At 71.1% G+C, this 19,939-nt stretch carries 16 protein-coding genes and 1 riboswitch; of the genes, 11 read left to right on the top strand and 5 right to left on the bottom strand.

Annotated features, from left to right (window positions below; genetic code table 11):
- The first annotated feature begins 29 nt into the window (after nt 1-29).
- The 6 genes from AA23TX_RS11690 (at nt 30) to metE (ending at nt 9,291) form a co-directional block, all read left to right on the top strand.
- The gene (locus AA23TX_RS11690; protein WP_155542557.1) at nt 30-860 is read left to right on the top strand and encodes an enoyl-CoA hydratase-related protein; all 831 of its coding nucleotides are present in this window, start codon (nt 30-32) and stop codon (nt 858-860) included.
- A complete protein-coding gene (locus AA23TX_RS11685) occupies nt 857-1,462 on the top strand; it encodes an acetoacetate decarboxylase family protein (RefSeq protein WP_155542556.1) in 606 nt (201 codons plus the stop codon). Before AA23TX_RS11690 ends, AA23TX_RS11685 begins: the two co-directional genes overlap by 4 nt.
- Before the next feature lie 279 nt (nt 1,463-1,741).
- The gene (locus AA23TX_RS11680) at nt 1,742-4,657 is read left to right on the top strand and encodes a ribonucleoside-diphosphate reductase subunit alpha (protein WP_155542555.1); all 2,916 of its coding nucleotides are present in this window, start codon (nt 1,742-1,744) and stop codon (nt 4,655-4,657) included.
- Nucleotides 4,658-4,670: 13 nt separating this feature from the next.
- Nucleotides 4,671-5,744 (top strand): ribonucleotide-diphosphate reductase subunit beta, encoded by a 1,074-nt coding sequence (locus AA23TX_RS11675; protein WP_155542554.1) that lies wholly within the window; start codon nt 4,671-4,673, stop codon nt 5,742-5,744.
- Between the two features lie 92 nt (nt 5,745-5,836).
- Complete coding sequence (locus tag AA23TX_RS11670) at nt 5,837-6,748, top strand: alpha/beta hydrolase (RefSeq protein WP_155542553.1); 912 nt, start codon at nt 5,837-5,839, stop codon at nt 6,746-6,748.
- A 3-nt stretch (nt 6,749-6,751) separates the two neighbouring features.
- A riboswitch (cobalamin riboswitch) is annotated at nt 6,752-6,955 on the top strand.
- Nucleotides 6,956-7,053: 98 nt separating this feature from the next.
- Nucleotides 7,054-9,291 (top strand): 5-methyltetrahydropteroyltriglutamate--homocysteine S-methyltransferase, encoded by a 2,238-nt coding sequence (metE, locus tag AA23TX_RS11665; RefSeq protein ID WP_155542552.1) that lies wholly within the window; start codon nt 7,054-7,056, stop codon nt 9,289-9,291.
- A gap of 39 nt (nt 9,292-9,330) precedes the next feature.
- Here the strand turns inward: metE and AA23TX_RS11660 are convergent, their stop codons facing one another.
- Nucleotides 9,331-9,735, bottom strand: a complete 405-nt coding sequence (locus AA23TX_RS11660; RefSeq protein ID WP_155542551.1) for a pyridoxamine 5'-phosphate oxidase family protein — start codon at nt 9,733-9,735, stop codon at nt 9,331-9,333.
- 82 nt (nt 9,736-9,817) lie between these two features.
- Here AA23TX_RS11660 and AA23TX_RS11655 point away from each other — a divergent pair, with 82 nt between their 5' ends.
- From AA23TX_RS11655 to AA23TX_RS11640, 4 genes are all read left to right on the top strand, one after another.
- Nucleotides 9,818-10,726, top strand: a complete 909-nt coding sequence (locus AA23TX_RS11655; protein WP_230862430.1) for an AraC family transcriptional regulator — start codon at nt 9,818-9,820, stop codon at nt 10,724-10,726.
- Nucleotides 10,727-10,814: 88 nt separating this feature from the next.
- A complete protein-coding gene (locus AA23TX_RS11650) occupies nt 10,815-12,275 on the top strand; it encodes a cytochrome P450 (RefSeq protein ID WP_155542549.1) in 1,461 nt (486 codons plus the stop codon).
- Nucleotides 12,276-12,513: 238 nt separating this feature from the next.
- Nucleotides 12,514-14,331, top strand: coding sequence for a putative bifunctional diguanylate cyclase/phosphodiesterase (locus AA23TX_RS11645; protein WP_155544391.1), 1,818 nt, complete (start codon nt 12,514-12,516; stop codon nt 14,329-14,331).
- Between the two features lie 82 nt (nt 14,332-14,413).
- The gene (locus AA23TX_RS11640; RefSeq protein ID WP_155542548.1) at nt 14,414-14,875 is read left to right on the top strand and encodes a peroxiredoxin; all 462 of its coding nucleotides are present in this window, start codon (nt 14,414-14,416) and stop codon (nt 14,873-14,875) included.
- Nucleotides 14,876-15,086: 211 nt separating this feature from the next.
- On the opposite strand, the gene AA23TX_RS11635 is transcribed toward AA23TX_RS11640, so the two are convergent.
- From AA23TX_RS11635 to AA23TX_RS11620, 4 genes are all read right to left on the bottom strand, one after another.
- Nucleotides 15,087-15,617: a GNAT family N-acetyltransferase gene (locus AA23TX_RS11635; RefSeq protein ID WP_155542547.1), complete on the bottom strand. Its 531-nt coding sequence runs from the start codon at nt 15,615-15,617 to the stop codon at nt 15,087-15,089.
- Between the two features lie 42 nt (nt 15,618-15,659).
- Entirely contained in the window at nt 15,660-16,871 is a 1,212-nt protein-coding gene (locus AA23TX_RS11630; protein WP_155542546.1) for an LCP family protein, read from the bottom strand.
- A gap of 107 nt (nt 16,872-16,978) precedes the next feature.
- Nucleotides 16,979-18,226: an SAM-dependent methyltransferase gene (locus AA23TX_RS11625; protein ID WP_155542545.1), complete on the bottom strand. Its 1,248-nt coding sequence runs from the start codon at nt 18,224-18,226 to the stop codon at nt 16,979-16,981.
- 93 nt (nt 18,227-18,319) lie between these two features.
- Nucleotides 18,320-19,012, bottom strand: a complete 693-nt coding sequence (locus AA23TX_RS11620) for an alpha/beta hydrolase (protein ID WP_155542544.1) — start codon at nt 19,010-19,012, stop codon at nt 18,320-18,322.
- 118 nt (nt 19,013-19,130) lie between these two features.
- On the opposite strand from AA23TX_RS11620, the gene AA23TX_RS11615 reads away from it, so the two are divergent.
- Nucleotides 19,131-19,859: an SIS domain-containing protein gene (locus AA23TX_RS11615; protein ID WP_196425283.1), complete on the top strand. Its 729-nt coding sequence runs from the start codon at nt 19,131-19,133 to the stop codon at nt 19,857-19,859.
- Nucleotides 19,860-19,939 lie beyond the last annotated feature (80 nt).

Genomic DNA, 19,939 nt, shown 5'->3' with positions numbered 1-19,939 from the left:
TAGTGGCGGACTGCAATACGTTCCTCACCATGGCCGAGACCACCTACGCCGTCGCGGACCGGATCGCCACGGTGACGCTGAACCGCCCCGAGGCGCGCAACGGCTACACGATCCGGATGGCCGACGAGCTCGGCGCCGCGATGGATCGCGCGGACCGCGACGAAGACGTCCGCGTGGTGGTGTTGACCGGGGCGGGCAAGGACTTCTGCGTCGGCGCCGACCTGTCACAGGGCGGCTTCGACTTCGACCCGGCGACCGGCCCGGACGCGGCCTGGCAGGAGCCCGCCGGCCGGTGCTCGAAGCGGATCTTCACGATGAACAAGCCGGTGATCGCGGCCCTGCACGGCGCGGCGGTCGGCGCCGGCAGCACCATCACGCTCCCCTGCGACTACCGCCTCGCGTCCGAGGACTCCCGGTTCGGCTTCGTGTTCACCCGCCGCGGCATCTACCCCGAGGGCGCGTCGGCGTGGTTCCTCCCCCGGCTCGTCGGGATGGGTACGGCGCTGGACTGGATGATCAGCGGCCGCGTCTTCCCCGCCGCCGAGGCGCTCGAAAAGGGCTTGGTGCACCAGGTGTTCCCGGCCGGGACGGTGCTCGACGAGGCGTACGCGCTGGCCCGCGAGATCATCGCGAACACCGCACCGGTGTCGGTCGCGGTCACCCGCCAGCTGCTCTACCGGATGGCCAGCGCCGACTCGCCGTTCCCGGTGCACGAGCTCGACTCCCGGCTGATCGGCGGGCTGGGCACGAACCCGGACGCCGTCGAAGGCGTCATGTCGTTCTTGCAGAAGCGGCCGCCGTCGTTCGGTCTGCGCGTCGACAAGGACCTCCCCGACTACTTGCCCTGGTTGGACGCATGAGCCTCTATCCCCCGCAGCCCTGGGCCCTGACCGCCGACGCGCGGGTGTCGATCTGGCGCGTGCCGCCGTCCGAGCTGCCCGCTTTGCCGGAAGGCGCTTCGCCGTTGCTCGTCGCGGGCCGGGCGTCGGTGTTCACGGCGTGGATCGACTACACCCCGCCGGGGCAGCTGGCGTACCACGAGCTGCTCGCCGCGGTGTCGATCAAGGCACGGCGCGTGTCCTGCTCGATCACGGAGATCTGGGTCGACAGCGAGGCCTCCCTGGCGGGCGGGCGCGAGCTGTGGGCGATCCCGAAGGACCTGGCGACGCTGGACTTCACCGGCGGCCGCACGTTCCAGGCCACGGCGGCGACGGCGGACGACTGGATCGCGACGGCGGCGTTCAAGCCCCGGCCCGCACTGCCGCTGCGCGTGCCGACGACGTTCGAGGTGGTCCAGGAACGCGACGGCCTCCTGCGGACCCCGGTCGGCGCGAAGATCCGGCCCCGCCCGGCATCGGCCGACTGGAGCTTCAACCCGGACGGCCCCCTCGGCTACCTCGCCGGACGGCGGCCGGTGACGAGCCTGGAGCTCCCGAAGTCCGAACTCCGCTTCGGCGCCTGAACGTGCCGAGCGGACCGGAAAACTACCCCCTGAACGCACGTCCCGCGGCCTGAACAGCACCTCTGGGTGATCGCGTAACCCGCCAGGGTGAGAGCGCGACACGCCACCCCTTGGGTCCCGCGCGGGGGATCACCCCTACATGTAGTCTCTGATGACCGGCAGCGCCCAGCGACGGGGAGACCGCTGCAGAGTACTGCCGGGCAGCTTTGAAGAACCTGCAGCGCACGGCCTCGCGAGGCCGTGCGGCGATCGAACGCGCCCGAAAGCTTGGAGACACGCATGTCAGTCGATACCGGTCAGCGGCCCGCCGCCGCCGACACCCCCACCGCGATCCGGGTCATCCGGCGGGACGGCAGCGTGTCGCCGTTCGACGCCGGGAAGATCTCGGTCGCGCTGACCAAGGCGTTCCTCGCGGTCGAGGGCGGCGACGCCGCCGCGTCCTCCCGCGTGCACCACGTCGTCGCGGAGCTGACCCAGCAGGTGGAGACCACCCTGCTGCGCCACGCCGGCCCCGAGACCGCCCTGCACATCGAGCAGATCCAGGACATCGTCGAGCTGGCCCTGATGCGCGGCGAGCACCACAAGGTCGCCCGCGCGTACGTCCTCTACCGCGACGAGCGCAGCAAGGCCCGCGAGGCCACCAAGCCCGCCACCACCGAGGTCGCGCTGAACGTCAAGGGCGCCGACGGCGTCCTGCGCCCGCTCGACTGGGCCCGCGTTTCCCACGTCGTGGGCGAGGCCGTCGCCGGCCTCGAGGACGTCTCGGCCGAGCCGGTGCTGGCCGAGGCCAAGCGCAACCTCTACGACGGCATCAGCGCCGACGAGCTGGCCCTCGCCCAGGTCCTCGCCGCCCGCGTGCTGGTCGAGCAGGAGCCGAACTACTCCTACGTCTCCGCCCGGCTGCTGCTGGACAAGCTGCGTGGCGAAGCACTGAGCTACCTGGCGAAGAAGCCGCGCCTGGCCAGCCAGGACGAGATGGCGACCGAGTACCCCGCGTACTTCCGCGCCTACCTGCGCCGCGCGGTCGAGCTGGCGCTGGTCGACGGCGAGCTGCTGTCGTTCGACCTCGACAAGATCACCGCCGCGATCCACGCCGAGCGGGACCTCGACTTCGGCTTCCTCGGCCTGCAGACGCTGTACGACCGGTACTTCCAGCACCACAACGGCACGCGCTTCGAGCTGCCGCAGGCGTTCTTCATGCGCGTCGCGATGGGCCTCGCCATCCGCGAGGACGACCGCGAAGCCCGCGCCATCGAGTTCTACGAGCTGCTCTCGACGTTCCACTTCATGGCCTCGACGCCGACGCTGTTCAACTCGGGCACCACCCGCGCGCAGCTGTCGTCCTGCTTCCTGACCACGGTGGACGACGACCTGGACTCGATCTTCCAGGCCTACAAGAACAACGCGCTGCTGGCGAAGTACTCGGGCGGCCTCGGCAACGACTGGACCCCGGTCCGCGGCCTCGGCGCGCACATCAAGGGCACCAACGGCCAGTCGCAGGGCGTCGTGCCGTTCCTCAAGATCGCCAACGACACCGCGGTCGCGGTCAACCAGGGCGGCAAGCGCAAGGGCGCGGCCTGCGCGTACCTCGAGACCTGGCACGTGGACATCGAGGAGTTCCTCGACCTGCGCAAGAACACCGGTGACGACCGCCGTCGCACGCACGACATGAACACGGCGAACTGGGTGCCGGACGAGTTCCTCCGCCGCGTCGAGGCCAACGCCGAGTGGACGCTGTTCTCGCCGAACGAGACCCCGGACCTGCACGACCTCTACGGCAACGAGTTCTCCGCCCGTTACCGCGAGTACGAGGCGATGGCCGACCGCGGCGAGATCAAGGTCTTCCGCCGGATCCGCGCGGTGGAGCTGTGGCGCCGCATGCTCACCATGCTGTTCGAGACCGGCCACCCGTGGATCACGTTCAAGGACCCGTGCAACCTGCGCTCGCCGCAGCAGCACGTCGGCGTCGTGCACTCGTCCAACCTGTGCACCGAGATCACGCTGAACACCACCACCGACGAGGTCGCGGTCTGCAACCTCGGCTCGGTGAACCTGCTCAAGCACGTCACCCCCGAGGGCCTGGACACGAAGCGCCTCGAGAAGACCGTGCGCACGGCCGTCCGCATGCTGGACAACGTGATCGACATCAACTTCTACACGATCCCGGAGGCGCGCCGCTCCAACCTGCGCCACCGCCCGGTCGGCCTGGGCATCATGGGCTTCCAGGACGCGCTGTTCGAGATCGGCGTCCCGTTCGCCTCCGACGAGGCCGTGAAGTTCGCCGACACCTCGATGGAGCACCTCTCCTACTACGCGATCTCGGCGTCGACCGACCTCGCCGAAGAGCGCGGGCAGTACCAGTCGTTCGAGGGATCGCTGTGGAGCAAGGGCATCCTGCCGATCGACTCGATGCAGCTGCTCATCGACGCGCGCCGCGGTGACGGCCTCGACGTCGACCTCTCGTCCACTTTGGACTGGGCGCCGCTGCGCGAGCGCGTCAAGACCGTCGGCATGCGCAACTCCAACGTGATGGCGATCGCGCCGACCGCGACGATCTCCAACATCTCGGGGGTCGGACAGTCGATCGAGCCGCTGTTCCAGAACCTGTTCGTCAAGTCGAACATGTCCGGCGACTTCACCGTCGTCAACCCGCACCTGGTCAAGAGCCTCAAGGCCCGCGGCCTGTGGGACGAGGTCATGGTCAGCGACCTCAAGTACTTCGACGGCAGCCTCGGCCAGATCGACCGCGTCCCGGACGACCTGAAGGCGCTGTACGCGACCGCGTTCGAGATCGAGTCGAAGTGGATCGTCGACGCCGGTTCGGTGCGCCAGAAGTGGATCGACCAGGCGCAGTCGCTGAACCTGTACATCGCGGCGCCGAGCGGCCGCAAGCTCGACGAGCTGTACCGCTACGCGTGGCACAAGGGCCTCAAGACCACGTACTACCTGCGGGCGCAGTCCGCGACGCACGTGGAGAAGAGCACCCTGCGCGGCACCGACGGCAAGCTGAACGCCGTCTCGGCCACCCCGGCTCCCGCCGCGCCGGCGGCCACCCCGGCGCCCGCGGCCGCTGTCCCGGCGGTGCCGGTGACCGCGCCGGAGCCGAAGGAGATGCCCACGACGGACGTCGACTTCGTCACCACCGAAGGCGCCGCCTGCCGCATCGACGACCCCGACTGCGAATCCTGCCAGTAAGGAACCCGAGAACATGACCAACGTGGAGACGACCGGCGCCACCGGCCTCGGCGAGATCGAGGTCGGGGCCGCCCGGATCAACGTCGACGACAAGCGCATGATCAACGCGCGCGCCGACGTCAACCAGCTGCTGCCGATGAAGTACACCTGGGCCTGGGAGAAGTACCTGGCCGGCTGCAACAACCACTGGATGCCGACCGAGGTCGCCATGCAGGCCGACATCGCGCTGTGGAAGTCGAAGGACGGCCTCACCGAGGACGAGCGGCAGATGCTCAAGCGCAACCTGGGCTTCTTCGCGACCGCGGAGTCCCTGGTGGCCAACAACATCGTGCTCGCGGTGTACCGGCAGATCACCAACCCCGAGTGCCGCCAGTACCTGCTGCGCCAGGCGTTCGAGGAGGCCGTGCACACGCACACCTTCCAGTACATCTGCGAGAGCCTCGGCCTGGTCGAGGGCGAGCTGTTCAACATGTACCGCGAGGTCCCGTCCATTTCGGACAAGGACGCGTGGGCGCTGAAGTACACGCAGCACCTCGAGGACCCGGACTTCGAGACCGGGACGCCGGAAGCCGACACGGCGTTCCTGCGCGACCTCGTCGCGTTCTACGTGATCTTCGAGGGCATGTGGTTCTACACCGGCTTCGCGCAGATCCTGTCGCTGGGCCGCCGGAACAAGATGGTCGGCATCGCCGAGCAGTACCAGTACATCCTGCGCGACGAGTCGATCCACCTGAACTTCGGCATCGACTGCATCAACCAGATCAAGATCGAGAACCCGCACCTGTGGACGCCCGAGTTCCAGGAAGAGGTCCGCGGGATGCTGAAGGACGCGTGCGAGCTGGAGGTCAACTACGCGCGCGACACCATGCCCCGCGGCATGCTCGGCCTGTCGGCGCAGCTGTGCGAGCAGTACATGCACTTCATCACCGACCGGCGCGCGCAGCAGATCGGCCTCCAGCCGATCTTCGGCGAGACCGAGAACCCGTTCCCGTGGATGTCCGAGGCGATGGACCTGAAGAAGGAGAAGAACTTCTTCGAGACCCGCGTCATCGAGTACCAGTCGGGCGGCGCGCTCGACTGGGACTGATCTCCCGACACCGGGTTCCTGCCTGGGAAGGATCCTTCCCAGGCAGGAACCCGCGGCTTTTCCGCGGCACGGCCCGGGGTGAAGGTGTCCTCATGACCAAGACCACCGTCACCTTCACCAGCGCCGGCCTCGACATCGCCGCCCACCTCTACGTTCCCGACCATGCCGACGGCCGGGCCCTCGTCGTCGGTCACCCCGGCACCGGGGTCAAGGAACAGACCTCCGGGACCTACGCGCGGCTGCTGGCCGAGCAGGGCTTCGTGACCCTCGCCTTCGACGCCGCCCACCAGGGCGAGTCCGGCGGACTGCCGCGCGGCCTGGAAGATCCCGCTCAACGCATCGAAGACTTCAAGGCCGCCGTCTCCTTCCTCACCACCCGGCCGGAGGTCGACGCCGACCGGATCGAGCTGCTGGGCATCTGCGCCTCCGGCGGTTACTCGCTCGCCGCCACCGGCGGTGACCACCGGGTCAAGGCCGTCGCGACCGTGTGCACCGCCGAGCCCGCCCGCCAGTTCCGCTACGGCGCCGACGGCACCCAGGACCCGGCCGTCTTCCAGGGCCTGCTCGACGCCGCCGCCCAGGCCCGCACGACCGCCGCCCGCGGCGAGGACCCCGGGGTGCTCACCATGTTCCCCGAGACGGCCGAACAGGCCGGTGCGCTCGGTGGTGAGCACGGCGTCGAGGGCTGGGAGTACTACTGCGGCGCCCGCGGTCACCACGAGCGTTCGGCGAAGTTCCTCACCTGGGACAGCGTCGACAAGATGGCCGCGAGCGACGTCTTCCACGCCGTCCCGCTGATCGGCCCGCGCCCGATCCTGCAGATCCTCGGGGAGCGCGCCGTCACCGCCTGGATGGGCCTGGAAGCCCACCGCCGCGCCACCGGCCCGGCGGAGATCCACTGGATCAAGGGTGCGAGCCACGTCGACCTCTACGACAAGCGCGAGTACATCGACCAGGCTGTCGGCAAGCTCACCGATTTCTCCACCGGCACCCTGGACAAGTGACCTAGACTCGGGCTCGCCACTGGTTCCCCGGGGTTCGCCCCGGGGAGGCAACAGGGAACCCGGTGCGAATCCGGGACTGCCCCGCAGCGGTGAGTGGGAACGAAAGCCGTCATGAAGCACTGAGCGACACAGCTTGGGAAGCGACGGCCGGTAGGCGAAAGCACGGCGCCCACGAGTCCGAAGACCTGCCCGTGGTGCGCGCGCCGACGGCGTGCGCGAGTCCGGGCCTCGCGGGATGGGCACGACCGAAACGCTCGCCTTCGCGCGCGTCCGGACTCTTCGGACTAGCTCGCGAGGAGAGAGCTGTGACCATCGGCACCACTGTGCTGGGCTACCCCCGGATCGGCCCGGACCGGGAGCTCAAGCGCGCCCTGGAACGCTACTGGGCGGGCAAGATCGACGAGGCCGCGTTGCTGGCCGTCGGGCGCGAACTGCGCCGGCGGACCTGGCTCGACCTGCGGGACGCCGGCCTGGATTCGATCCCGTCCAACACGTTCTCGCACTACGACCACGTGCTCGACACGGCCGAGCTGTTCGGCGTGCTGCCCGCACGGCCGGGTCTTTCGCCGCTCGACACGTACTTCGCCGCCGCGCGAGGCGTCCAGGACGCGCCGGCGCTCGAGATGACCAAGTGGTTCGACACCAACTACCACTACCTGGTCCCGGAACTGGGCCCGGACACCGAGTTCACGCTCGCCGGGACCAAGCCCCTCGACGAGTACCGGGAGGCCCGCGCGCTCGGCATCGAGACGCGGCCGGTGCTCGTCGGGCCGGTGACGTTCCTGCTGCTGAGCAAGGGGATCGGCGGGTTCCGGCCCCTGGACCTGCTCGACGCGCTGCTGCCCCGCTACGCCGATCTGCTGGCGCGGCTGCACGACGAGGGTGTCGAGTGGGTGCAGCTCGACGAGCCCGCGTTCGCCGCCGACCGCACCGAGGCCGAGCTGAACGCGCTGATCCGCGCGTACCACTGGCTCGGCAAGACGAGCGCGCGGCCGAAGCTGCTGGTCGCCGGGTACTTCGGCGGCTTGGGCCGCGGGCTCGGCGTGCTGGCCCGCTCCCCCGTCGACGCGCTGGCCGTCGACCTGGTCTCCGACGAGTCCTTTGTGGACGCGGTGGCGGCCGAACCGGCGTTGCGGGACAAGGAGCTGCTGGCCGGGGTCGTCGACGGGCGCAACGTCTGGCGGACCGACCCGCAGCGCGCGCTGAGCCGGGCCGCGACCCTGCTCGGCGTCGCGAAGTCCGTCAGCGTGTCGACGTCGTGCTCGCTGCTGCACGTGCCCTACGACGTTTCCCGGGAAGACCTGCACCCGCGGCTCGCGAGCTGGCTTTCGTTCGCGCGGCAGAAGGTCGACGAGGTCGTGCTGCTCGGCCGCGCCCTGCGGGGCGAATCCCCGGACCTGACCGCCGCGCGGGCCGCCGTCGCGGACCGGGCCTCGGCGGCCGAGCTGGCCGACTCGAGCGTCCGCGACCGGCTGGCCGCGCTTCCGGACGTCGGCCGGGCGCCGTACGCGGAACGGGCGGCGGCGCAGGCCGCACTCGGGCTGCCGCCGCTGCCGACCACGACGATCGGGTCGTTCCCGCAGACCCCGGACGTCCGGCGCGCGCGGGCCGCGCACCGCGCCGGCACCCTCGACGACGCGGGCTACATCGCCGCGATGCGGGCCGAGGTCGAGCGCGTCATCCGGCTGCAGGAGGAGCTGGGGCTCGACGTCCTCGTGCACGGCGAGCCCGAGCGCAACGACATGGTGCAGTACTTCGCCGAGCAGCTGACCGGGTTCGCCGCGACCGCGCACGGCTGGGTGCAGTCCTACGGCTCCCGCTGCGTCCGGCCGCCGATCCTCTACGGCGACGTCTCGCGGCCGGCGCCGATGACGGTCGAGTGGGCGCGCTACGCCCAGGGCCTGACCGCGAAGCCGGTCAAGGGCATGCTGACCGGCCCGGTGACGATCCTGGCGTGGTCGTTCGTCCGCGACGACCAGCCGCTCGGCGAGACGGCGCGGCAGGTGGCGCTGGCGATCCGCGACGAGGTGCACGACCTGGAGGCGGCCGGCATCCGCGTCGTCCAGGTCGACGAGCCGGCGCTGCGGGAACTGCTGCCGCTGCGCGCCCGCGCACACCGGGCGTACTTCGACTGGGCGGTGTCGGCGTTCCGGCTGGCGACGTCCGGCATCGCCGACGCGACGCAGATCCACACCCACATGTGTTATTCGGAGTTCGGCGAGGTGCTGCCGGCGATCGACGCTTTGGACGCGGACGTCACGTCGATCGAGGCGGCGCGGTCGAAGATGGAGGTGCTCACGGACCTGAACGCGGGCGGCTTCGGCCGCGGCGTCGGGCCGGGGGTGTACGACATCCACTCGCCGCGGGTGCCTTCGGCTTCGGAAGTCGGCGCTCTGCTGCGGACGGCGGTGGGGGCGGTACCGGCTTCGCGGGTGTGGGTGAACCCGGACTGCGGGTTGAAGACGCGGGGTTATGCGGAGGTCGAGCCGGCGCTGCGGAACCTGGTGGCGGCGGCCCGGGAGGTGCGCGCCGAGCTGGACTGAGGCCGGAGCCCCGGGCGGGAGCATCCGCCCGGGGCCCGTTCAGTACGCGTAGCGGTGCACGGTTTCCGGGTGGAGCACCAGCCGGACCTGGTCCACCGCCAGGATTCCGGCGAGATCCGCGGCCCGGGCCGGGTCGTCGAGGTCCCAGTACCGCGCGGCCAGCCGGGACGCCAGGTCGTGCGCGCCGCCTTCTTCCACCGTGACGCGGCCGGCGACCGAAACCCACCGTTCGCGCTCCCCCACCGGCGCGGCGACCACCAGGGAGGCGCGGGCGTCGCGGCGCAGGCGTCGCACCTTGGGCGCGTCCGGCTCGGTGAACAGCTGGAGCGTGCGGTCGGCGGCCGCCTCGAACCACACCGGGCGGGGCCGGCCGCCGGCCACGGTCAGGAACCCGTGCAGGGGCCGGCGGAGGAACTCGAGGTCGTCTTCGGTCAACGCGGTCATGCCGTCGAGTCAACCCGATCCGCTCGGACGATCCCATGGGCGAGAAGCCGGAATCCCTGCGCGATCGTCTAATCTCGGGGACGTGGACGCGTTCGGTGACCTGCGGGCGCACGGCTCGCTGTTCGGCAGTTCGGCCCTCTCCGCGCCCTGGGCGCTGCACTTCGTCGACGGCGCGCCGCTGACCCTGTGCACCGTCCTCGACGGCGGCGGCTGGGTCGTGCCGGAGCACGGCGAGCCCGAGCCGCTGAACGCCTACGACACGGTCGTCGTGCGCGGGCCCGGGACCTTCTCCTTCGTCGACGAGGTCGGCACACCGGCCGAGCCGGTCGCCTGCGGCGAGCACTGCGCGGCACCCGAAGAAGGCGGGACCCGGCACCGGCGTGGCTGGCACGACCCGGGCGACGGCGCGACGACGCTGATCGTCGGCGCCTACCCGGTGCGCGGCGAGATCGGCGCGCGGCTGCTGGACGCGCTGCCCGCCGTCCTGCGCGTCGCCGGTGGCGGCACGGGCGACGCCGTGCTCGACCACCTCGCCGCCGAGGTCGCCGTCGACGCGCCCGGGCAGCAGGTGGTGCTCGACCGGCTGCTCGACTGGATGCTGGTCTGCACGCTGCGCGAGTGGTTCGACCGGCCCGGCGGCGAACCCCCGGCCTGGTGGACCGCCCAGCGCGACCCGGTGGTCGGCCACGCGCTGCGCCTCCTGCACGCCGAGCCGGCCGCGCCGTGGACGGTCGGATCGCTGGCCGGCCGCACCGGCGTGTCGCGGTCGACGCTGGCCAAGCGGTTCGCCGACCTCGTCGGCGAACCGCCGCTGACCTACCTCACCCACCGGCGGATGGCACTCGCCGCCGACCTGCTGGCCGAGCGCGCGGACCGGACGGTCGCGGACGTCGCCCGCGCCGTCGGGTACTCCGACGCCTTCGGGTTCAGCGCCGCGTTCAAGCGGGTCCGCGGCGCCAACCCGAGCGAGTTCCGCCGCGCGGCACGCTGAGAAGCCACCCGAAAAGAGGACACGCCCTACTGTTGTCAGGTCGTCAACAAGGGTGCATCGTGGAGGGATCGCCGATCTCGACGAGGAGATGGTCACTTTGCCGGGCACCGTGAGCCGAGCCGCCGAAGCACTGCGCGAGCGCGTGCCGCCGCTGACCGCGCTTCCCCTCCCCCACCGGGTCGACGAACGCTGGCTGCAGTCGCGCTGGCCCGTCAAGGAATTGGCGACGCCGCCCGCGGGCAGCGGCCTCAAGCCCGTCCTCGGCGACGAGGGCCCGCCGGTCGTCGGGCACATGCTGGAGATGATGCGCTTCGGCCCCGCTTTCGGCCTGCGCCGCTTCGAGCTCTACGGCCCGGTGTCGTGGACCGGCGGCTTCGGCCGGCGGATCGTCGCGCTGTCCGGACCCGAGGCGACGCAGATCGCGCTCGTCAACAAGGACAAGGCGTTCTCGCAGGAGGGCTGGAAGTTCTTCATCGAGAAGTTCTTCGAGCGCGGCCTGATGCTGATGGACTTCGGCGAGCACCACCTGCACCGCCGCATCATGCAGGAGGCCTTCACCCGCTCCCGGCTCACCGGTTACGTCAACGAGATGGGCCCGGCGCTGCGCGAGGGCGTCGCGAGCTGGGGGTCGGCCGAGCGGCCCCGGCTGTACTGGGCGCTCAAGCAGCTGACCCTCGACGTCGCGACGCGGGTCTTCATGGGCATGCGCAGCGGCGGCGACGCGCACCGGATCAACCGCGCGTTCGTCAGCTCCGTGCGCGCCGGCACCGCGCTGGTGCGCTTCCCGGTGCCCGGCGGGCGCTGGTCGGCCGGGCTGCACGGGCGCAAGGTCCTCGAGCGCTACTTCAGCGAAACCCTGCCCGCCAAGCGGAAATCGGACGGCAACGACCTGTTCACCGCGCTCTGCCACGCCACCACCGAGGACGGCGACCGGTTCACCGACACCGACATCGTCAACCACATGATCTTCCTGATGATGGCCGCGCACGACACGACGACCATCACCAGCAGCGCCATGGCGTACTACCTCGCCAAGCACCCCGAATGGCAGGAACGCGCCCGCGAGGAGTCCCTCGCCCTCGGCGACGACATCCTCGACATCGACGCCATCGACAAGCTGGAAACCCTCGACCTCGTCATGAAGGAGGCACTGCGGCTGGTCGCGCCGGTGCCGACGCTGACCCGGCAGACCGTCAAGGACACCGAGGTGCTCGGCCACTACATCCCCGCGGGCACGCTGTGCGGCGTCTCGCCCACGGTGAACCACTTCTCGCCGGAGTGCTGGACGAACCCCTTCGAGTTCGACCCCGAGCGGTTCGCCGAGCCGCGTCGCGAGGACAAGTCCCACCGGATGGCGTGGATGCCGTTCGGCGGCGGCGCGCACAAGTGCATCGGACTCCACTTCGGCGGGCTCGAGGTGAAGTTGCTGATGCACGAAATGCTGCGCGCCCACCGCTGGTCGGTTCCGGAGAGTTACACCGCGAAGTGGGATTACGTGTCCCTGCCGGTGCCCGCCGACGGTCTCCCGGTGCGGCTGACCCCTCGCTGACCCCGGCCGCGTCCACCACTGCATACGCCGTGTGACAAAAAGTTACCGCATGTGGATGTTCGTTCACTCGTTCAGCCGGTAGACACCCCGTTACACACATGATGGCGTGGCATCGGTCGCGGGCGAGGGGTACCCGGTGTGGCTTCATGATCCCCTGGCACCGTGCTTGAACTGGCCTGACTTGCACGTGAAGAGGTGGAGTGTGCCTGAGTCCGGTGCCGCGCCAGGACTGCTGGACGTGGCGCGCCGGTGGGCGGCGACGTTGGCCGACACCAAAGGAGTAACACTTCCCCTGGAGGAGCTGGAGCCCCTGCTGCTGGAGATCGCGCACGACGCGGTCGACCACGCCGGCTCGGGTCACGGTGGCGCCCTGCACCGGTTCACGGCGCTGTACGCCGCGTCCCCGATGGGGATCGCGCTGGCCGGGCCGGACGGCGAGATCGTGGAGGCCAACCTCGCGCTCGGCCAGCTCCTCGGCTGCTCGCCGAACCGGTTGCGGGGCCGCCACATCACCGACCTCGGCTCGACCGACCACGACGTCTCGCGGCTCAAGGCGGGGCTCGAGCAGGTCCGCAACGGGCGTGAGCGCTACCAGGAGCGGATGCTGCTCGACCACACCGAGGACGGGCAGCTCTGGACCGACGTCACCCTCGCCCGGCTGCCGGGCGACCGGCCGGGTTCGGTCTACCCGGTGCTGATGGTGTCCGACGCGAACGAGCTGCACCTGCTGCAGGAACGGCTGCTGCACCAGAACGTGCACGACCCGCTGACCGGGCTGCCCAACGCGTCCTCGTTCACGACCAAGCTCGAAGCGGCGCTCGGCGCCGGCGCGCGGGACGACATCGCGCTGATCTACCTCGACGTCGACGGCTTCAAGGTGGTCAACGACGGCCTCGGCGCCGGCGTCGGCGACCAGGTGCTGCGCGGGGTCGCGGGCAAGCTGTCGGCGGTGTTCACCGGCCACCACGACGGGTTCGTCGCGCGGCTGTCCGGCGACGGCTTCGCGGTGCTGCTGCGGGGCGAGCTGACCGCCACCGAGGTCGTCGAGCTCGTCGAACGGGCGCTGGAAGACCTCAACGAGCCGATCTACCTGGGCGGGCACGGCATCGGCGTGAGCGCGAGCGCGGGCATCGTGGTGCGCGCGGCCGTCGAGGACGGCGGCGCGGAGCTGCTGCGGGCGGCGGAGATCGCGCTGCACCGGGCCAAGGAGGCCGGCAAGGCGCAGTGGATGCTGTTCGACCCCGAGCTGGACGCCCGCGACCGCGGCCGCTACCAGCTGGGCGCGGTGATCGCCGGGGCGCTGGAGAACGGCGAGTTCTCGCTCGTCTACCAGCCGACGGTCAACCTCGCCGACCCCGACCGCCTCGCCGCGGTCAACGCGGGGCTGCGCTGGAACCACCCGGAGAAGGGCGAGCTCGGCTCGGACGAGTTCTACCCGCTCGCCCAGACCACGGGCATGACGGTGCCGCTGGGCCGCTGGCTCCTGGCGGAGTCCCTGGCGGCGACGGCCCGCTGGCGGGCGCGCTTCGGCGCGGCGGCCCCGGACGTGTGCGTCCAGCTGCCGACCCGGCTGGCGATCGACCCCGACCTGGTGCTGCTGGTGAAGGAGCAGCTGGACAAGCACGAGCTGCCGCCCAACGCGCTGCGGCTGTGCACGGACCGCGCGTCGGTCCTCGACCCGCGCGGCGAGGTCCTGGACTCGTTCGCGGTGCTGTCCGACCTGGGCACGCAGCTGGTGCTGACGATCACGGGCTCGGCGGACCTGGAGCTGATCCCCCGCCACCGGCTGCCGGTCCACCACGTGATCCTCTCGGGCGCGGTGGTCGACGCGCTGGACTCGGACGCGCCGCCGGAGCCGGCGCTGCGGCACCTGACGCAGCTGGTGACGCGGGCCCGGGAGCTGAAGCTCCGGGTGGGCGCGGAGGGCGTCCGCACGCACGAGCAGGCCGCCCGGCTGCGGCAGCTGGGCGTGCTGGCGGCCCGGGGCCCGTTCGTGACCGACTCGGCCACCGGCGACGAGGTCGACGAGCTGATCGCCCGGCACCCCGCCCGCTGATCCGGAGCGGGACCAAGCCGGGTGCGCGGCGGCTCCGAAGACCCGGCAGGATGGGTTCTGCCGCCGACGAGAAGGGACCTCCATGGAAGCCGGAGACCTCGCCCCCGATTTCACGCTGCCCGACGACCAGGGCGCCGACCGCACGCTGTCGGACTTCCTGGCCACCGGCCCGGTGGTGCTGTTCTTCTACCCGGCCGCGATGACCGGCGGCTGCACGGCGGAGAGCTGCCACTTCCGCGACCTGGCGGCCGAGTTCGCCGAGGTCGGCGCGCACCGCATCGGCATCAGCCCGGACGGCGTCACCAAGCAGCGCCAGTTCTCCGAGGCCAACGGCTTCGACTACCCCCTGCTGTCCGATGTGGAGGGTGAGGTCGCCAAGCAGTTCGGCGTCTGGCGGAAACTGCTGCCGCTGCACGCCAAGCGCGCGACGTTCGTGATCGGCGAGGACCGGAAGGTGCTCGAGAAGATCAAGAGCGAACTGAACTTCACGGTCCACGCCGACCAGGCGCTGAAGGTGCTGCGCGAGCGCAACAAGGTTTCCTGAGCCGGTCAGCGGCGCCACCCGCGGGGCGGCCAGCCCGGCGGGCGGCGCACCCCGGCCGACGGCCACCCCCTCGGGCGGTCACGCCGGCGCCGCCGGAACGCGTACTCGTGGGCCTCCGCGCGGTTCCCGCGCTTCTCGGCCCGGTTCGCGAAATCGCGTCGCTCGCACAGCCACCGGTGGCTCGGCTGGACTACTCCGGCAAAGACCGGATTCACGGCTTCTCCTTCCGCCACACGCGGTACGTGCCACTGCACGACGGTGCCCAGGGTGCCTGCATGGGCTCCACACCCGCTTTCGTGAACCCGAGCCGCGCGGGCACCGCTCCGCTTCGGACGTTTCGCTCGTCGTGCTTGATCTCGACGTACCCGGCGCCGAGCCGGAACGCCTCCTCGGTCAGCAGCGAAACCGCGCGCGTCATCAAGCCGCGGCCGGTGACGTCCCGCGTGAGCCAGTAGCCGATCTCGACGCCGCCTTCCCGGGCCATCAAGCCGACGGCGCCCACGATGGTCCCGCCGGCGCGGAGGGCGAAGTCGTGGGTTTCGCCGGTCTCCCACTGCTTTCGGGTGCGCTGCAGGAACTCCTCGGCGTCGGCGGCCGTGTAGCCACCCGTGGCCCAGATCAGCCAGGCACCGAGGTGCTCCACGGACCCGGCGACCGTCGCGAGCAGCTCCGCCGCGTCGGCGGTCTGCCAACGGGTCAGCGAAAACTCGTCACGGGCGTACGACTCGGCCGGGGTCTCCATGGCTTCCATGGTGCCCCGGCCGAGTGCGAAAGCGCTCCCGAATTAATTGACGATGACGCTGTCCGGGATCTCCGTGTCGTTCTTCAGCGCGTCGAACATCTGCTTCGACTTGGCCTTGTCCCAGTTCTCGGCCGACCCGCTGGTCACCGGGACCGTCGTCGTCACCACGCCACCGGAAGAGATCCCGCGCATCGCGAGCGCCAGGCCGGCCAGGTTGTGCACGTGGTCGCCCGAGTCCATGGTCAGCGCGTCCGGCCCGGAACCCAGCAGCGGGAAGAAGTGGAACGGGTTGAGCAGCGTGCCGGGGCTGGCGATCTGGCTGACCAGTGCGCCGATGAACTTGCGCTGGTTGGCGACGCGGTCGAGGTCCGAGCGCGGCGTCGCATCGCTGTGGCGCATCCGGACGAAGCCCAGCGCCGACCGGCCGTCGAGCGTCTGGGGGCAGCCCGCCTTGATGCTGATCCCGGTGACCGTGTCGTTCATGTCCTTGTCGATGCACATGTCGACGCCGCCGATCGCGTCGACGATCTTGGCGAACCCGCCGAAGCCGATCTCCGCGTAGTGGTCGATGTGCAGGCCGGTGGCACCTTCGACGGTCTGCGCCAGCAGCTTCGGGCCGCCCAGCGAGAACGCCGCGTTGATCTTGTTCTTGCCGTGCCCGGGGATAGCCACCTGCGAGTCGCGCGGCAGCGACAGCAGCGTCGGCTTGGTGGAGTTGTCCGGGATGTGCGCGACCATGATCGTGTCGGTGCGCTGCCCGCCGCCCGCCGCGGCGACGTCGCCGGTGGCGAGCCGCTCCTCGTCCTCCGCGGTCAGGCCCTCGCGGCTGTCCGAGCCGACGATCAGCCAGTTGGTGCCGGACGCGGCGACCGGGCGGCCGGAGTAGTCGGCGAGCGCGTCGACGCGCTTGATGGAGAACTCCAGGTAGACCCAGATGCCGGCGAGGAAGACGACGAACACCAGCGCCAGCGTCAGCAGGATCCGGCCGAAGCCCCAGCGACGCCGGCGCGGCGGCCGGGACGGCGGGTAGTCGTCGTCGGCCGCGCGCCGGGGCGGGTCCTGGCGCGGCGGTGCCGGCGCGTACTGCCGCTCGTCCTCACGGGTGCCCATCGGGCGGGTGCGCTCGTCGTACGGGCTCTGGCCGCGCCCGGGCAGCGGCATCATCTGCGCGCGCTGGTGGTCCCGGGATCGCCCGGCGGGCCGGGGCGGCGGCATCCGGCGCCCGCCGTCGTCGCCACGGTACGTCATCACCATCACCCAATCCCGATCCGGACAAATGTGTCGTCATCAGTAGACCGCACGCCCTCGTAAGGGGCTCGTAAGGGGGACGTGCGGCACCGGGGTCGGGTTGTCCGGCGCGGTTACTCGCCGGTCGCTTCGTAGCCGAACTGGTGGACCTTGAGGTACCCGGAGCGGAACCCGGCCTCGGAATAGGCCAGGTAGAACTCCCACATCCGGCGGAAGACGTCGTCGAACCCGAACCCGGCGATGTCGGCCCAGCGGTGCAGGAACCGTTCGCGCCACAACCGTAGCGTGTGCGCGTAGTCCTGGCCGAACTCGCGCATCCCGGCCAGCTTGAGCCGGGTGTTCGCGACCAGGCCGTCCTCGATCGAGCGGACCGACGGGATGATGCCGCCGGGGAAGATGTACTTGTGGATCCAGGTGTAGGCGCGCGACGACGCCATCATCCGGTCGTGGTCCATCGTGATGGCCTGCAGGCCGAAGCGCCCGCCGGGGCGCAGCCGCTCCCCGATCGTGGCGTAGAACGTCGGCCAGTACGACGCGCCGACGGCCTCGATCATCTCGACGCTGACCACGGCGTCGAACTGCCCGCTCGACTCGCGGTAGTCGCACAGCTTGACCTCGACGCGGTCGCTGAACCCGGCCGCGGCGATCCGCTCGGTGGCCAGCGCGCGCTGTTCCTCCGAAATGGTCAGTGACGTCACGTGGGCGCCGCGGGCCGCGGCGCGGATGGCGAGTTCACCCCATCCGGTACCGATTTCGAGGACTTCGCTGCCCTCGCGGACGCCGGCGTAGTCCAGCACGCTGTCGATCTTGCGGTGCTGAGCGGCGGTGAGGTCCTCGCCGGGGCCGAAGAGCGCCGAGGAGTACGTCATCGATTCGTCGAGGAACGCGCCGAACAGGTCGTTGGACAGGTCGTAGTGGCGGTGGATGTTGGCCCGCGCGCCCTCGAGGCTGTTCTCCTCGGACGGCGGCTGCGTGCGCTCGGCGATCTTCCGGAACTTCTGCAGCACCGGCGGCACGAGGGTGGCCATCCGCGCGGCGAACGGCGTCAGCACCTCGGCCAGGTCGGACGCGGTCCAGTCGCCGGCCATGTAGGACTCGCCGAAGCCGATCTTGGCGTCGACGCCGAGGCGGTGGAAGAACGCCTCCGGGCGCAGAATGCGCATTTCGGGTGATTCGGGCCCGCCGGCGCCGAGCACGGTGCCGTCCGGGAACGTCACCCGCAGGTCGAGCGGGCGAACCGCGCGACGGAACAGCGTGGCGGCGATCCGCGCGCGCAGCGCGGACCGCGGCGGGGTGGCCAAGCCCGGCCAGCGGGACTCGTCGGGGATTTCCTGAGCGCGGTCGACACTCGAGGTGGTCACGGTTCTCCCTCCGCCGGCCTGGTTCGCCGGTGAACGATCGTAGTCGCCGCACCCCCGCGGCGCGCTTCGCTGTATGCCCTGTTCGGGGCGGTCCTATACGGGTATTCGGAGCCGCTCGGGCCCCGGCGCGGCCCAGGCGCCGCGCAGCTCGTCACCGGTGCCCCCGGCGAGCACTTCCAGTGTGAAAGCAATCGTCAGCCGGGTCCACACGGACGAGCGACGCAGCATCGCGTGTCCCTCGTTGGCGATCTCGAACCGGGCGACGCGCGCGGCGACGCCTTCGGCGCGTTCGGCGAAGGCGTGCGATTCCACGGGGCTGGTCATCCGGTCACGGGTGCCGTGCACGATGAGCACCGACCGTCCCGTGACGGCGTCCACCGGCTCACCCCGCGGCGTCCACGGCGCCAGCGCGCAGACCCCGCGCACGGCCGGGTCGTCCGCCACCCGCAGCGCCACCCGCGCACCCATGGAGTGACCGACCAGCACCACCGGCAGGCCGGGGTGGTCGGCGCGGATGCGCTCGAGGGCCCAGCGGGCGTCGTCGAGCGGGTCCATCGCCGGGGCGTTCCAGCCGTAGCGGCGGTTGCGCAGCAGCCGCACCTCGACGCCGTTCTTGCGGCCGGCCCGGTGCAGGGCGCGCGCGATCGGGACCATCCGCAGGTAGGCGAGCTTCCAGGGCGGCACGCTGCCCGTGCCGCGCTCGGCGCCGCCGTGGAGCACGAGCACGACCGCTTCGGTCCGCCCGCGTGCCGGCCACACCGACACCGCCGGTTCCGCTTCGCTCACCCGCGTCCTCCTGTCGCACCCGCATCCGGGTCAACCCCGTCCGCCCACCGGGCTATTCCACCGCGTACCACCATCTTCGCGGTAGATTCGGCGCCCGGTCCCCTACGGAAGGGTGGGTGTGGTGAGCGCCACGGACATCTCGGGCAGCGTCGCGAAGCAACTGGCGGACGTCGAGCAGGCCAACGTCGAGGCGGTGCGCGAAGCGGCGGATCTGGTGCTGGGGGTGATCCGGGCCGACGCACTGGTCTATACCGCCGGCGCCGGGCACTCGCTGGCGGCCGTCGCCGAGACGTTCTACCGGGCCGGCGGCCTGGCCTGCGTCTACCCGCTGTACCACCCGGACCTGCTCCCGCTGCACGGCGCGGTGAGCAGCACGAAGACCGAGCGGCGCAGCGGCCTGGCCGCCGAGGTGCTGGCCGAGCGCGCGCCGGGGCCGGACGACGTGCTGGTCGTGTTCTCGACGTCCGGGTCGAACCCGTACCCGGTCGAGCTGTGCATCGAGGCCCGCGAGCGCGGAGCGGCGGTCATCGCGATCACGTCGCGGGCGTGCGTGGCGGCGGCGCCGCGGCGGTCGTCGAGCACGCTGGTCGAGCAGGGCACCGTCGTGCTGGACTCGCTGGTCATCCCGGGCGACGCGAGCTACCCGCCGGACGCGCCGCGCACCGCGCCGCTGTCCACTATGGTCAACGCGTTCCTGTGGAACCTCGTGCTCGCGCAGGTCTACGACCGCGGGACGGCCGAGGGCCTCGACGTCCCGCTGTGGCGCAGCTCCAATGTGGAGGGTGGCGACGAGGCGAACGCGGCGCTGCTGGAGAAGTACAGCGCGATCGTGCCACGGCTGAAGTAGCCCGTTTCGTGCCGCCAGTTCGTGAAGAAGCACCGGCCGGGCACACCTTGACGGGCGTGCCCGGCCCCCTTTAGCGTCGA

This window comes from Amycolatopsis camponoti (assembly GCF_902497555.1).
Lineage (GTDB): Bacteria > Actinomycetota > Actinomycetes > Mycobacteriales > Pseudonocardiaceae > Amycolatopsis > Amycolatopsis camponoti.
Note: the sequence above shows the minus strand (reverse complement) of the source record. Positions and strands in the feature narration are given on the sequence as shown.

What these genes read in the sequence shown, in the direction of transcription:
- AA23TX_RS11680 (WP_155542555.1), top strand. Translation starts at nt 1,742, where the DNA reads ATGTCAGTCGATACCGGTCAGCGGCCCGCCGCCGCCGACACCCCCACC.
- AA23TX_RS11690 (WP_155542557.1), top strand. Translation starts at nt 30, where the DNA reads ATGGCCGAGACCACCTACGCCGTCGCGGACCGGATCGCCACGGTGACG.
- AA23TX_RS11685 (WP_155542556.1), top strand. Translation starts at nt 857, where the DNA reads ATGAGCCTCTATCCCCCGCAGCCCTGGGCCCTGACCGCCGACGCGCGG.
- AA23TX_RS11630 (WP_155542546.1), bottom strand. Translation starts at nt 16,871, where the DNA reads ATGGTGATGACGTACCGTGGCGACGACGGCGGGCGCCGGATGCCGCCG.
- AA23TX_RS11660 (WP_155542551.1), bottom strand. Translation starts at nt 9,735, where the DNA reads ATGACCGCGTTGACCGAAGACGACCTCGAGTTCCTCCGCCGGCCCCTG.
- AA23TX_RS11635 (WP_155542547.1), bottom strand. Translation starts at nt 15,617, where the DNA reads ATGGAGACCCCGGCCGAGTCGTACGCCCGTGACGAGTTTTCGCTGACC.
- AA23TX_RS11670 (WP_155542553.1), top strand. Translation starts at nt 5,837, where the DNA reads ATGACCAAGACCACCGTCACCTTCACCAGCGCCGGCCTCGACATCGCC.
- AA23TX_RS11675 (WP_155542554.1), top strand. Translation starts at nt 4,671, where the DNA reads ATGACCAACGTGGAGACGACCGGCGCCACCGGCCTCGGCGAGATCGAG.
- AA23TX_RS11650 (WP_155542549.1), top strand. Translation starts at nt 10,815, where the DNA reads ATGGTCACTTTGCCGGGCACCGTGAGCCGAGCCGCCGAAGCACTGCGC.
- AA23TX_RS11640 (WP_155542548.1), top strand. Translation starts at nt 14,414, where the DNA reads ATGGAAGCCGGAGACCTCGCCCCCGATTTCACGCTGCCCGACGACCAG.